A 12,925-nucleotide genomic window follows, 5' to 3' on the forward strand; every position below is an offset into this window, starting at 1 on the left:
AGGCTAGGGCTGTTCAGCGGCTGCCCCGTGTCCCTGAGCGCACGGCTGTCGGTCCGAGAGCGAACACCAAAGGCCCCACGCCGCCTACGGTGCGCTCATGGGCAGCTCCGCATGCGCTCCTGGACAACGCGTCCCCCGCTTCCACGCCTAGCGTCACTCGCGCACGCACAGCACCGCACCCCAGGAGGCGCGCCATGACCAGCAACTCCAAGCCCGTAAGCCACAGCCAGCCGTGGCTGCATCAGAAGGGCGAAGTCATCCAGGAGTTCGGGACCGTCAGGCAGTTCCCCCTCAGCCTGTCCTACGACGCGCGCATGTACTCCTGCCAGCGCCTCAACAAGATCCTGGCGAACACTCAGATCCTCTACGGCCTCTACAAGAAGCACCACTGGATCATGCGCGGCGCCACCTTTTACCAGCTGCACCTGCTCCTGGACAAGCACGCGGGCGAGCAGCTGGAACTCGTCGACACGATCGCCGAGCGTGTCCAGACCCTGGGCGGCGTCGCGGTGGGCGACCCCCGGCACGTCGCCGAGATCACTTCCATTCCGCGCCCGCCGGACGGCGTCGAGGAAGCCCCGGCGATGCTCTCGCGGCTGCTGGAGGCCCACGAGACCATCCTGGCGGAGGCCCACGACGCGGCCGCCCGGACTGCCGAGCTCGGCGACGACGGCACCAACGACCTGCTGGTATCACAGGTGATCCGCACCGGGGAGCTGCAGGCGTGGTTCCTGGCGGAGCACCTGGTGGACACCCCGCTGGTGCGCGCCTGAGACATCCGCAAGGCACGCAGAAGGTACGCAGCGTCGGGCGAGTACACCGGCGGACGCCCTGACGGCATCGGGCTGCGGGTGCCGCGCCCCCTTCCGCTCACGCGGTGCGTGTTCCCGCCTCCGGCGCGGACCGGAGGCCCGGCCCGCGCCCGCTGCCCCTCAAGACCGCCGCTCCCCGGGAGTACCCATGGCTTCGCCCACCGTCGTCGAACTGTCCCGATGGCAGTTCGCGATCACCGCGATCTTCCATATGACCTTCCCCGCGCTCACCGTCGGGCTCTCCGTGCTGCTCGCCGTCGTGTACACGGTCTACGTACGCACGGGAAATCCTCTGTACCTGCAGATCTTCCGGTTCTGGAAGAAGATCTTCGCCGTCGGCTTCGGCCTGGGCGTCGTCGCGGGCACGGTGATGACCTTCGAGTTCGGCCTGAACTGGGGCACCTACGCCCACGCGGTCGGTCCGGTCATCGGGGTCACCATCGGCATGGAAGTGATCACCGCCTTCTTCCTGGAGGCGGGCTTCATCGGCCTGATGCTCTACGGGGACGGGCGGATCCGCCCACGCACTCTGGCCCTGGCCAGCTGGATGGTCGCCGTCGGAACCCTGCTGTCCACCACCTGGATCCTGTCGGCGAACAGTTGGATGCAGGACCCGGTCGGCTACCAGAAGGTCGACGGCCAGTTCCACGCCAAGGACTGGGTGAGCATCCTACTCAACCCCGCCTTCGCCCACCGCTTCCCGCACATGCTGCTGGCCGTGCTGATCAGCGCCGCCTGGTTCGTCGGCGGCATCTCCGCCTGGTACCTGGTGAAGAAACGGGCCTCCGCCCAGCCCATGGCCCGCCGCTGCCTGTCCATCGCCCTCGGCGTCCTCGGTGTTCTCATGCCGGTGCAGCTGTACGTGGGAGACGGCACCGCTGTCTTCATGGGACAGCACCAGCTGCCCAAGCTGGAGGCGTTCGAGGGCAACTGGAAGAGCGACAACAACGGCTACAACCTGCTCGTCGTCCCCGACACGGACAAGGGCGAGAACCGCTTCCACGTCGAGATACCCCATCTCGGCTCGGTCATCGCCCAGGACCTCGGCGGGGAGAAGACCACGCCCGGACTGCTGCAGACCCCGCCCGACGAACGCCCCAGCATGTGGACCACCTTCTACGGCTTCCGCGCCATGTACTTCACCGCGCTACTCATGTTCGGCACGGCCTTCGCGGGCGTAGTCCTGCGCATGCGACGGCGCCTGTTCGACTCGCCGCGCTTCCTGCGGTGGATGGTGTGGATGACCCCGGCCGGGATCATCGCCATCACCGGCGGCTGGATCGTCGCTGAAACGGGCCGCCAACCGTGGGTCGTATACGGCCAGTTGCGCACCGCAGACGCGGTCTCCCACCTCAGCACACCGGAAGTCGCCGCCACTCTCGCCTGCTTCGTCCTGCTCTATGCCACCCTGCTGGCCATCTGGGCCCGCTACATCGTCCGTACGGTCAAGGCCGGCCCCGAGGCACTGCCCATCGGACCCGCCTCGCCCGACGTACCGGAGGCCCTCGTTGCTTGAGTACGCCGCTTACGCCCTGGCCCTCTTCTCACTCGGCATGTACGTCGTCCTCGACGGTTACGACCTCGGTGTGGGCATGCTCAGCCTGGCGGCCAAGCCCGAGCGCCGACGGGAGTACGGCGAAATCGTCGCCACCGCCTGGGACGCCAACGAGAGCTGGCTCATCCTGGTCGGCGTCGTCCTCTGGGCGGGCCTGCCCAGCGCCTATGCCGTGGTGCTGCCCGGCGTCTATCTGCCGCTGATCGTCATGCTGGTCTCCATCATCCTGCGCGGACTGGGCCTGGAGATGCACAGCGCGGCCGGCGGTTACCGGCGGGGCTGGGCACTGCTGTTCGGCGGCGCGTCGCTCGCCGTCACCGTGTGCCAGGGCCTCGTCCTGGGTGCCGTGCTCAGCGGCCCGCGCCAGCGGAACGGAACCTTCCACAGCGGGGCCCTCGACTGGTTCAGCCTCTACGGCGTGCTGTGCGCCCTCGGTCTGGTCGTCGTCTACCTGCTGGCCGGGGCGGCCTGGTTGCAGGACAAGACCGAAGGGTGGCGGCGGCCGCGTGCCCGCCGCACCGGACGGTCCCTGCTGCTCGGCACCCTGATCATGGCGCTCGTGCTCGGCCTGATGCTGCGGAGCGCAGACCCTCAGCAGTTCCACCTGCACCAGCCGGTGCGGGCCGTACTGTTCTGGCTCGCTGTCGCCGTCGCCTCCGTGGCCGGTGCCCTCGCCTGGTACGGCTTCGGCCGCAGTCCCGACTGGCGGCCGTTCGCGGCCGTGACCACCATGACGGCCAGTGGGCTCCTGGGGCTGGTGGCCGTCTCCGTGCCGGTCGTCGTGCCGCCGGGGCTGACCGTCCATCAGGCAGCGAGCCCGCGCTCCTCCCAGCTCTTCCTGGTCCTCGGCGTCGGCCTGTGCATGCCGTTCGTCCTGGCCTACAACATCTACGCGTGGCGCAGTTTCCGGGGCAAGTACAGCGATCCGGTGGAGAGCCCCGTACCGCCGCTGCCCGCCCGGGCCCAGCCCCTCACGCCCGCACCCGCGGCCACCGGGACACCGCGGACGATCGTGCGCCGCGTCCTGCTGACGGTGCTCGGCATCCTGGCCACCGCTCTCTCCCAGGATGTGTTCGGCGGCGTCTCCGATCTGATCGGGCCGATCGGCGTCACCGTGCTCGGCTGCACCGCGCTGGCCGCCTGGATCGTCGGCGACCGCCGTGACGCCCGCGCCGGATGCTTCGACGCGGACGCCGGGGCGGAGACCCTCTCGTGAGCAGCACCGCCGTACTCCTGGACGAACTGGCCGCGGAGCGGACCGAGGATGCGGTCCCCGACCGCCTGCGCACCTGGGCGGCGGCCGGCCGGCCCGAGCTGCGCCGGGCGGGCATCCTGCGCGGAGCGGCCCAGCTGGGCACGGTCCTGTGGGCGAGTGGGCTCTCCTGGGCCGCGCAACAAGGCCTGTCGGCACTGCACGGCGACCTGCCCACGGCGGACGTGGTGCCTCCGGCCCTTCTGACAGCGGCCGGAGTGGCCCTGCGAGCCGGACTGCTGGCCGCCGGCGACGCGGCGGCCGCGCGCGGCGCCCGCGACGTACGCGAGGCCCTGCGCCGCCGGATCATCGAGACGGCACTGCCCGCCCGCGGACCGGCCCGCACTGCCCTGGGTGATGCGGCGCCGGCCCGGGCCGTCGACGGCGAAGTCGACCAGCTGACCGACTGGCTCACCGGATACCTGCCCGCCCGGACCACCATGCTGCTCGGCAGTGGTCTCGTACTGGCCGCCATCGCCTGCCGCAGTTGGTTCGTCGCCCTGCTCGTGCTGGCCGCCACCCCGCTGCTGCCGGCCAACCTGAAGGTCATCGGCCTGGGCACACAGGCCGCCGTCCGCGCCCAGCTGTCCGCGATCCGCGGCCATCAGGCCAGGCTGCTGGACCATCTGCGCGGGCTGCCCACCCTGGCCGGGCTCGGCGCGCACGACGAGGCGGCCCGCGCCCTGGAGCGGGACGACGGGGAAGTCGCCCGGCGGACCGAGAAAGTGCTGCGCATCGCGTTCCTGTCGACCGCGTGGGTCGAACTGCTCATCACTGGCACCCTCGCCGTGGTGGCGACCTACTGCGGCCTGGTCCTGCTCGACTATCTGCACCTGCCCGTCGTCCCGGACCGCATGAGCCTGTCCGCCGCGCTGTTCGTCCTCGTCCTGGTACCCGCCTACTTCGCCCCGGCCCGGGACCTGGCCGCCGGCTACCACGCCCGCGCCCAGGCCGCCGCCGCCGCCGAGCTGCTGGCCCCGGTGCTGGACACACCCGGCGAGAACGTGCTGCCACCCGCCGAACCGGTCCGGCCGGGGCGGCGTGGCGCGGCGCCTGCCGGGGTGCGCCTGGAAGCCGTCACAGTCCGGCACCCGGAACGGGAGGCACCTGCCCTGGACGGCGTCAGTGTGCAGCTCGCACCGGCCGAGTGCCTCGTCGTCACCGGGCCGAGCGGGGCGGGCAAGTCCAGCCTGCTGGCCGTCGCGGCGGGTCTGTCCGCCCCGCACGACGGACGCGCGCTCCACGTGCTGGACGGACGGGCCGTCCCTGCTGACCCCGGCCGGGTCTCCTGGGTGGGCCAGCCGGCGCACCTGCTGCCTGGCACCCTGCGTGAGAACCTTCTCCTGGCCCGGCCCACCGCGAGCGACCACGACCTGCTCGGTGCCGCCGCCGCCCTCGGCTTCGAAGACCTCCTGGACACGCTGCCCCAGGGACTGGACACCCCACTCGGCGAACGCGGCACCGGCCTGTCCTCCGGCCAGTCACAGCAACTGGCCCTCGTCCGGGCATTGCTGCGCGACGCACCCCTGCTGTGCCTGGACGAGCCCACCGCGCACCTCGACCAGGAGGCGGAGCAGCGGGTCCTGTCGGCGCTGCGGACGCTGGCCCGCGACCGTACGGTCCTGCTCGCCACCCACAGTCCCGCGCTGCTGCCGCTGGCGGACCAGGTCATCACGCTGGACCACGGGAGAGCCCGATGAACCGTACCGGAGCCTGGCGCCTGCTGCGCGCGGCAGCTGGGCGCCGCGCCCTGTTGAACGGCATGCTGCTGGCCACCGCGGGCGAACTCAGCGCTGCCGCGCTGCTCGGCGTGTCCGGGTGGTTCCTGACAACCTGCGCCGTGGTCACCCTCCAGGCCAACAGCACCTGGTCCTGGATGTACCCCTCGGGTGCCGTACGGACGCTGGCCCTGGCCCGCACCGGACTGCGCTACCTCGAACGCCTGGTCAGCCACCGGACGGTGCTGACCGCCTCCGTGAGGTTGCGCGCCCGGCTGGCCCGTGGCGCTGCCCGCCTCACCCCCCGCGAGCTGCGCGGACAACGCGACGGGACGTTGCTCGCCCGGCTCACGACCGACGTGGAGACCGTCGCGGGTCTGCCCGCAGACGTCTGCGCACCTCTGGTGGCGGCCGTCATCACCGCGTGCCTGGTCGAGATCCTGCTGCTGTGGGCGATGCCGCTCCTGGGGGCGGCCGAGCTGGTCGTGTGGGCGGCCGGCCTGGTCTGCGCCCGGCGCACCCACCACCGGGCGCGAGCCCTTCTGGCCACCGCCGCCGAGACCAGGGCCGCACTCCGTACCGTGCTGCTCGGCAGCCGGGCCGCCTTCGACGAACTGCGGTGCCTGGACGCCGTGCCACAGGCACAACGGGCGGCGACGACCATGATGACGGCCGTCGAGTCCGCCGAGTGGGCCGCTGCCCGGGCCGAACGGCTGGGCCGTCTGGCGCTGCGTCTGCTTGCCGCCCTGGGCCAGGCGTCGGTACTGGTGATCGCCCTGTGCGCCGTCCCGGCCCAGCCCGTCGCCGTCGTGGTGGGCGAGGTGCTGCTGACGGCCGCGGGGTGGGAGCTCCTGGAGCGGCTGCCCCGGCTGCTGCAACTCCTGGCCCAGGCCGGTGACGCGGCCGGGCGCCTCGCGCCCCTCGCTACCCAGGAGCCGCCCGCGGGCCGACACCGGCCGACCGCGCAGTGCGTGGAGACGGCCGGACTACCGCTCCTCGGCTCGCCCGCGACACTCACCACGACCCTGTCAGGCCCAGGCCTGATGCTCGTCACCGGCCCCAACGGCAGCGGGAAGTCGACGCTGCTCGGACAGCTCGCCGGACGGATACCGGCCCCTGCCGGAACTGTCCTCCTCGGCGGCACGCCGATGCAGGAGCTGCCGGCCCGGACCGTCGCCGAGACGGTCGTCCTGGTCGAGGCCGACGACTGGCTGGCCGACGACACGGTGGCGGCCAATCTGCGCCAGGCGGCGCCTGCGGCGGACACCGCCGCGCTTCGGGCCGTACTGGAGGTGGTCGGCCTCTCTGGGCTGCCGCTCGACGCCCGGGTGGGCCCCGGCGGGCGCCTGCTGTCCCAGGGGCAGCGACGGCGCCTCGCCACCGCGCGCGCCGTGCTGCGGCGTCCTCCGGTGCTGCTGCTCGACGAACCCACCGCCGGTCTGGACCGCCCCACCGCCGAGGCGCTGCTGGCCGCGCTGTTCCGGGCGCTGCCCGAGACCTCGGTGGTGATCGCCGCGCAGGAGCAGGCCCTCGGCCTGCTGGACCGGTCGCCGTCCGAGGTCGTCCGCCTGGATCCGGCCGCGGACGGGGCCGGTGGCTCGGCAGCGCCCGTCGGGCCGGGACTCAGTCGAAGCGCAGATCGGACAGCTGCCGTTCGAGCGCGGTGACGTCGTCCTCGGGTGCCGGCTCGGCCGCATGCGCGGCCATGAGGGCGGCCAGTTCGCCGCCCGCCCGCCGGACACGCGCGGGCAGTCCCTCCGTGTACGCGTCGCCACCCGATCCCCAGTCCTCGGACGCCGCGTACACCGCGGTGGGGACGACGGCCGCGCGCAGATAGGAGAACAGCGGGCGCAGCGCGTGCTCCAGGACCAGGGAGTGGCGGGCCGTGCCTCCGGTCGCCGCGATCAGAACCGGCTTGCCGGTCAGGGCGTCCGGGTCAATCAGGTCGAAGAAGGACTTGAACAGTCCGCTGTAGGAGGCGGTGAACACGGGAGTGACGGCGATCAGACCGGCGGCGCCCGTCACCGAGTCGATCCCGGCGGCCAGCGGAGGTGGCGGGAATCCCGTCACGAGGTTGTTGGCGACGGCGACGGCCAGTTCGCGCAGTTCGACGACCTCGGTCTCCACGTCGAGGCCCTGAGTGGCGAGTTCGCCGTGGACCACCTCGGCGAGACGGTCCGCGAGCAGACGGGTGGAGGACGGGGTGCTCAGCCCCGCGCACACGGCGACGAGCTTCATGCGGCCGACTCTCCCTTCGAGGACTCCGCGGCGGCGACCCGAGCCGCGTGCGTCGGCGCGTCCGGCACATCGGCGGGGCGCCCCTTCGCGAACTCCCTGCGCAAGACGGGCACCACCTCTTCGCCGAGTATGTCGAGCTGTTCCAGAACGGTCTTCAGGGGCAGGCCCGCGTGATCCATCAGGAACAGCTGCCGCTGGTAGTCGCCGACGGTCTCACGGAAGGACAGCGTCCGCTCGATGACCTGTTGGGGGGAGCCCACCGTCAGCGGGGTCTGGTCGGTGAAGTCCTCCAGTGACGGTCCATGGCCGTAGACCGGCGCATTGTCGAAGTAGGGGCGGAATTCCCGTACGGCGTCCTGCGAGTTCTTCCGCATGAAGACCTGCCCGCCGAGCCCGACGACGGCCTCTTCGGGGCGGCCGTGACCGTAGCGGGCGTACCGCCGCCGGTACAGCTGGACCATCCGCCTCGTGTGCTCGGCCGGCCAGAAGATGTTGTTGTGGAAGAAGCCGTCGCCGTAGTAGGCCGCCTGGTCGGCGATCTCCGGCGAGCGGATCGAGCCGTGCCAGACGAATGGCGGGATGCCGTCCAGCGGACGGGGAGTGGAGGTGAAGCCCTGAAGGGACGTACGGAACTTCCCCTCCCAGTTGACCACGTCTTCGCGCCACAGCCGGTGCAACAGCGCGTAGTTCTCCCGGGCGAGAGGAATACCCTGCCGGATGTCCTGCCCGAACCACGGATAGACGGGGCCTGTGTTTCCGCGCCCCAGCATCAGGTCCACCCGGCCGTCCGCGAGGTGCTGGAGCATCGCGAAGTCCTCGGCGATCTTCACGGGGTCGTTGGTGGTGATCAGTGTCGTGGCCGTGGACAGGATCAGCTTCTCGGTGCGGGCAGCGACGTGGCCGAGCATCGTGGTCGGGGACGACGGCACGAACGGCGGGTTGTGGTGCTCGCCGGTCGCGAAGACGTCCAGGCCCACCTCCTCCGCCTTGAGCGCGATGGCGACCATCGCCTTGATCCGTTCGTGCTCCGACGGAGTGCGGCCTGTGGTCGGATCGGTCGTCACATCCCCGACCGTGAAGATGCCGAACTGCATGGGTCTCTCTTCTTCCGGCAATCGTATGAGATGGGGAACGCTAGGCTCCGGTCGCACGATCGTCATGACTGTGCGTGCACGGGGTCGAGTCATCCAGCGCCCTTCTCGCGCGGGTCGTCATCGTGCGCTGTCGTTCGTGACGGATAGTTACTGTTGGGGCCGACTTCAGACCTGATGCCCCTCTGTAGAGACGGGAGTTCTTCCATGGCGCATGAGCCGATCCTGGTGCTTGCCGCGACGGGCGGACAGGGCGGGGCCGTGACCGACGCGCTGCTGAGCCGCGGAGCCCGGATCAGGGCGCTGGTACGCGACCCCGGCCGGAGTGCCGCGCGGCAACTGGCCGACCGGGGTGTCGACGTGATGGCGGGCTCCCTGAGCGATCGCGGGTCGCTCGCCACGGCCATGAAGGGGGTGGCCGATGTCTTCGCGTTCACCACGCCCTTCGAGGCCGGTGTCGAGGCGGAGGTGGGCCAAGGGCGGGCGATCCTCGCCGCCGCGACGCAGGAGCGTGTTCCGCATCTCGTGTTCAGCTCGGTGGCCGGGGCCGACCAGGACAGCGGGGTACCGCATTTCGAGAGCAAGGCACGCATCGAGGCGGAACTGGCCGCGGGCGATGTTCCGTACACGATCCTGGGGCCGACGTACTTCTTCGACAACGCGCTCGGTGGAGCGCGGCGCATCCTTGACGGCGTTCTCGATCTGCCGCTGCCGCCCGACCGGCCGTTGCAGCAGCTCGCTCGCCCCGACCTCGGCGCGTTCGCGGCGGAAGTGCTGCTCAACCCCGCCCGCTACGTCGGGCAGCGCATCGAACTGGCCAGCGACGCACCCACTCCCACGCAGATGGCGGCCGCGTTCAGCGAGGCGCTGGGACGGGACGTCCGCCATGAGTACGTACCGCTGACAGCCATCGGCAATCCGGACATGCACGCGATGTGGGCGTTCCTGAACGGGCCCGGCTATCGCGTCGACATCCCCGCACTCCACGATGCTCACCCGGAGATCCGCTGGACCGGCTTCGCCGACTGGGCGCACCGCACCTGGGCGACCGCCCACTGAACCGGGCGTCGACCTCTGGTCGGCTCGCCGGGCAGCGAACACGAGCACGCCCGGCGAGCCCTGCCACCCCCGGATCTCACGGATTCACGCGATGTGGCGAACAGGCCGCGCCGGCACGCCCTCCCGCTCACGGTCGCCCGGGACGCAGGCTGCAACCGGGGCTCCCAAGGCGCGCGTCTGGGACGGGCCGGAACCATCGAGGTCACCGCCGACACCTGAGCTGAGCCCCCTGCCGAGCAAGGCCAGGCAGGCCACCAGTCATAGCCACTCCGCCGACCTGAAGGGAAAGCCGCCTCGTGCGGGACAGAAGTGTTCGGAGAATGGCTCCGAAGCCGTGAGCACACCTACCACGCCGTGATCATCACATCGGACCCGGCCCGACCGAGTCCGACATCCTCTCCACGATCGCGCCCCCGGGGATGGTCGAGCAGATCAAGGCAGCCGAGGCAGCGAGTCTGTCGCTCAAGCGCCGTGGAACCGCCGACGAGGTGGCGCGGTGGATAGTCGCCCTGGCCGACCCGGAGGTATCCTGGGTCACCGGCCAGGTCCTGGCCGTAGACGGCGGTATGTCAGTCTCATGAGCCGCCGAGTCCTGGTAGTGGGACGCCGGTCCTGTCGGGCTCGGCCTCGCCCACGGTCTGCACGTCCGGGGCACCGAGGTGACGGTGGCAGAACGGGCCCCCGAGCTGTCCGAGGTCGGATGGGCGATCACACTGTCCGACCTGCACCGCAACGCACTGGACCGGCTCGGCTACCCACCGCGCCTGTGGCAGCGGCCACCCATGGGGTACGAGTACATATTCGACGCGCACACCTTGCTTCCCGTGAACACCTTCGAGTTCGGCCCGACAGTAATGCTGGAGCGGTCGCTGCTGCAGATGCGACTCCTCGATCCGGTCCATGACTTGGTGCGCACCGGCACCGCTCTGGTCTCAGTCGAGGACGACGCCACCGTCGTCGGCGTCCGCTTCGACGACGGCACCACCGGCGAGTACGACGCCGTCATCGGAACCGACGGTGTCCACTCCTGGATCCGCCGCAACGCCCTCGAGGGCCCTGCACCGCTCGACATCGGCTGCACCGTCATTCGTTTCCGCGTCCCGAACAAGACCGGCGTGACCTTCGCGGCCCGCACCACACCAGTCCAGGGCTCACGACTGGGGTACTTCCTGAACGACGGGGGCGAGACCCTGCACTGCATGCTGTTCATCAACGATCCCGCCGGGCGCCACCACGACACTCGCTGAGCACGCTGGCCGAACGGTTCGCTGGTCTGCAAGGTCCCCTCGGCCATGTGGTTGAGGCCATGCGGTCCGAACCCGACCGGCTCTGCGTCGACATCAAACAGGTCACCACCAATGTCTGGGCCCGTGGTCGCGTCGCGATCGCCGGCGACGCCGCCCACGCCATGAGCCCGGCTCTCGGCCAGGGCGCGGGAGCCGGATTCGAGGATGCGGCAGTGCTCTCGGATCTGCTCACGGCGCCCGGGCTTCCGGTCGAGCACGCCCTCGCCGGTTACGAACAAATCCGCCGTCCCGCCGTGCACGACCTCCAGTACCGCTCCTTCAACGCCGTTCGCGAACTCGTACTCGACAAGAAGCCTGAGTTCACGTGCTCCCTGGTCTACGGTCCAGGGATTCCGGCCTGGGTCGTCTGACCCTCCCGGGGCTTCCTGCTTTCAACGCGCTGTGCCGGGACTTTCGTCCTCGGACACACCACATGAGATGACGTCTTGGGCGGCCATGCGCTCGAAATAATCGATGAACGCCTCCTTGCCGTCGGCGACATGTGGGTTGTGCTGGATGTAGGTGCCGCCGGCGTAGAGGTCGATGGCCTCGGCCGGGCGGCACTGATGAACATCAGGTCGTGGAACGCCACGGCTGCGGCCTTACTCTTCTCCGGCTCGCTCGCTCAAGGTGCCACCTTGACGTGCTCCCTGGCCTAAAGTCCAGGGATTCCGGCCTGGGTCGTCTGACCCTTCCGGGGGCTTCCTGCTTCAACGCGCTGTGCCGGGACTTTCGTCCTGGTCTTACCGGCGCTCCACGAGGCGTTTATCGTCTCCGCCCGTCCGGCGGCGACGATGCGGCGTCCTTCGAAGAGGACGTTGCGGGCTGCGTTGTGGTCGCGGTCGTGCACCGTGCCGCACGCGCCACACGTCCACTCCCGGACCTGCAGGGGCTTGGGACCATCCCGGAATCCACAGGCCGAACAGACCTGAGAGGACGGGAAGGCCCGGCCCACCTTGGCGAAGATGCGGCCGTGCTTAACCGCCTTGTACTCCAGCATGCCGACGAACGCGGACCACCCCGCGTCGTGCACGGACTTGGCAAGCCGGGTACGGCCGAGACCGGACACCGCGAGGTCTTCCACATACACCGCTTGATTGTCGCGAATGATCTGCGTGGAAGCCTTGTGGTGCCAGTCCCGGCGCCGGTCCGCCACCTTGGCATGCTGGCGTGCAACCTTGATACGGGCCCTGGCCCGGTTCTTCGACCCCTTGACCTTACGGGACAGCTCCCGTCCAAGGCGCTTGAGCTTCTTCTCCGCCCGGCGCAGGAAGCGCGGGCTGTCGATCTTGCTGCCGTCGGACAGGACCGCGAAGGCGGACAGGCCCAGGTCGATCCCGGACTCTGTCTCCAGCTCGGGGAGGATGTCCGGATCGGTGTCCACGACGAAGCTGAGGAAGTACCGGCCGCAACTGTCCTTGGTGACGGTCAGGGACGTCGGTGCGGCCGGAAGCCGACGAGACCACTTGACCTTGAGATGGCCGACCTTGGCCAGGTACACCGTGCCGTCGTCCTGGAGACAGAAGGCGTTGGTGTTGACGCGGATCGACTGCCGGGTGTCCTTCTTCGACTTGTAGCGGGGAGGGCCGACCTTGCGGCCCTGCCGCTTGCCCTTGATGGAGTCGAAGAAGTTCTTGTAGGCGGTGTCCAGGTCCCGCAGAGACTGCTGCAAGACGACCGCCGACACGTCGGCGAGCCAGGCACGTTCCTCAGTGCGCTTGGCCTCGGTGATGCGAAGCCGGGACAGATCCGCTGATTTCACATACGGAAGTCCTGCCGCGTGTGCTTCCTTCCGGTCGCGCAGGCAGTCGTTCCACACCACGCGGGCGCACCCGAACGCACGCGCCAGCGCCCGCCGCTGGGAGGCGTCCGGGTAGGTCCGGAAGTTGTAGCGGAGCTGCACAACCAAGACGC

At 70.2% G+C, this 12,925-nt stretch carries 11 protein-coding genes and 1 pseudogene; 9 read left to right on the forward strand and 3 right to left on the reverse strand.

Annotated elements, in window-relative coordinates; translation table 11 throughout:
• Positions 1–194 precede the first annotated feature (194 nt).
• The 5 genes from ACIQFZ_RS28600 (at position 195) to ACIQFZ_RS28620 (ending at position 7,004) form a co-directional block, all read left to right on the forward strand.
• Positions 195–773, forward strand: a complete 579-nt coding sequence (locus ACIQFZ_RS28600; RefSeq protein ID WP_402692480.1) for a Dps family protein — start codon at positions 195–197, stop codon at positions 771–773.
• Positions 774–960: 187 nt separating this feature from the next.
• Entirely contained in the window at positions 961–2,328 is a 1,368-nt protein-coding gene (locus ACIQFZ_RS28605; RefSeq protein WP_402692481.1) for a cytochrome ubiquinol oxidase subunit I, read from the forward strand.
• Entirely contained in the window at positions 2,321–3,583 is a 1,263-nt protein-coding gene (locus ACIQFZ_RS28610; RefSeq protein WP_402692482.1) for a cytochrome d ubiquinol oxidase subunit II, read from the forward strand. Before ACIQFZ_RS28605 ends, ACIQFZ_RS28610 begins: the two co-directional genes overlap by 8 nt.
• Positions 3,580–5,319: an ABC transporter ATP-binding protein/permease gene (locus ACIQFZ_RS28615; RefSeq protein ID WP_402692483.1), complete on the forward strand. Its 1,740-nt coding sequence runs from the start codon at positions 3,580–3,582 to the stop codon at positions 5,317–5,319. Before ACIQFZ_RS28610 ends, ACIQFZ_RS28615 begins: the two co-directional genes overlap by 4 nt.
• On the forward strand, positions 5,316–7,004 hold the full coding sequence (locus ACIQFZ_RS28620) for an ATP-binding cassette domain-containing protein (RefSeq protein WP_402692484.1): 1,689 nt from the start codon (positions 5,316–5,318) through the stop codon (positions 7,002–7,004). The genes ACIQFZ_RS28615 and ACIQFZ_RS28620 overlap by 4 nt, the downstream gene beginning before the upstream one ends.
• Here the strand turns inward: ACIQFZ_RS28620 and ACIQFZ_RS28625 are convergent.
• Together ACIQFZ_RS28625 and ACIQFZ_RS28630 are read right to left on the reverse strand one after the other, a co-directional pair.
• Positions 6,961–7,575 carry an FMN reductase gene (locus tag ACIQFZ_RS28625; RefSeq protein ID WP_402692485.1) on the reverse strand — a complete coding sequence of 205 codons (615 nt, stop codon included), beginning with the start codon at positions 7,573–7,575 and terminating at the stop codon, positions 6,961–6,963. The two genes, ACIQFZ_RS28620 and ACIQFZ_RS28625, sit on opposite strands and share 44 nt — an antisense overlap.
• Entirely contained in the window at positions 7,572–8,669 is a 1,098-nt protein-coding gene (locus tag ACIQFZ_RS28630; RefSeq protein ID WP_402692486.1) for an LLM class flavin-dependent oxidoreductase, read from the reverse strand. Before ACIQFZ_RS28630 ends, ACIQFZ_RS28625 begins: the two co-directional genes overlap by 4 nt.
• 204 nt (positions 8,670–8,873) lie before the next feature.
• Here ACIQFZ_RS28630 and ACIQFZ_RS28635 point away from each other — a divergent pair, with 204 nt between their 5' ends.
• From ACIQFZ_RS28635 to ACIQFZ_RS28650, 4 genes and pseudogenes are all read left to right on the forward strand, one after another.
• Positions 8,874–9,725 carry an NmrA/HSCARG family protein gene (locus tag ACIQFZ_RS28635; RefSeq protein WP_402692487.1) on the forward strand — a complete coding sequence of 284 codons (852 nt, stop codon included), beginning with the start codon at positions 8,874–8,876 and terminating at the stop codon, positions 9,723–9,725.
• Positions 9,726–10,090: 365 nt separating this feature from the next.
• Entirely contained in the window at positions 10,091–10,306 is a 216-nt protein-coding gene (locus ACIQFZ_RS28640) for an SDR family oxidoreductase (RefSeq protein WP_402692528.1), read from the forward strand.
• A gap of 36 nt (positions 10,307–10,342) precedes the next feature.
• Positions 10,343–10,972, forward strand: a pseudogene (locus ACIQFZ_RS28645) (FAD-dependent oxidoreductase); the annotation flags it as partial.
• Positions 10,973–11,031: 59 nt separating this feature from the next.
• On the forward strand, positions 11,032–11,382 hold the full coding sequence (locus ACIQFZ_RS28650) for an FAD-dependent oxidoreductase (RefSeq protein WP_402692488.1): 351 nt from the start codon (positions 11,032–11,034) through the stop codon (positions 11,380–11,382).
• A 284-nt stretch (positions 11,383–11,666) separates the two neighbouring features.
• Here ACIQFZ_RS28650 and ACIQFZ_RS28655 read toward each other — a convergent pair whose 3' ends face one another.
• On the reverse strand, positions 11,667–12,914 hold the full coding sequence (locus tag ACIQFZ_RS28655) for an RNA-guided endonuclease InsQ/TnpB family protein (RefSeq protein ID WP_402692529.1): 1,248 nt from the start codon (positions 12,912–12,914) through the stop codon (positions 11,667–11,669).
• Positions 12,915–12,925: the final 11 nt, after the last annotated feature.

This window comes from Streptomyces sp. NPDC093064 (assembly GCF_044754605.1).
GTDB lineage: Bacteria > Actinomycetota > Actinomycetes > Streptomycetales > Streptomycetaceae > Streptomyces.

Coding starts and splice junctions, on each gene's coding strand:
- ACIQFZ_RS28625 (WP_402692485.1), bottom strand. CDS start 7,575: ATGAAGCTCGTCGCCGTGTGCGCGGGGCTGAGCACCCCGTCCTCCACC.
- ACIQFZ_RS28600 (WP_402692480.1), top strand. CDS start 195: ATGACCAGCAACTCCAAGCCCGTAAGCCACAGCCAGCCGTGGCTGCAT.
- ACIQFZ_RS28650 (WP_402692488.1), top strand. CDS start 11,032: ATGCGGTCCGAACCCGACCGGCTCTGCGTCGACATCAAACAGGTCACC.
- ACIQFZ_RS28620 (WP_402692484.1), top strand. CDS start 5,316: ATGAACCGTACCGGAGCCTGGCGCCTGCTGCGCGCGGCAGCTGGGCGC.
- ACIQFZ_RS28630 (WP_402692486.1), bottom strand. CDS start 8,669: ATGCAGTTCGGCATCTTCACGGTCGGGGATGTGACGACCGATCCGACC.
- ACIQFZ_RS28605 (WP_402692481.1), top strand. CDS start 961: ATGGCTTCGCCCACCGTCGTCGAACTGTCCCGATGGCAGTTCGCGATC.
- ACIQFZ_RS28635 (WP_402692487.1), top strand. CDS start 8,874: ATGGCGCATGAGCCGATCCTGGTGCTTGCCGCGACGGGCGGACAGGGC.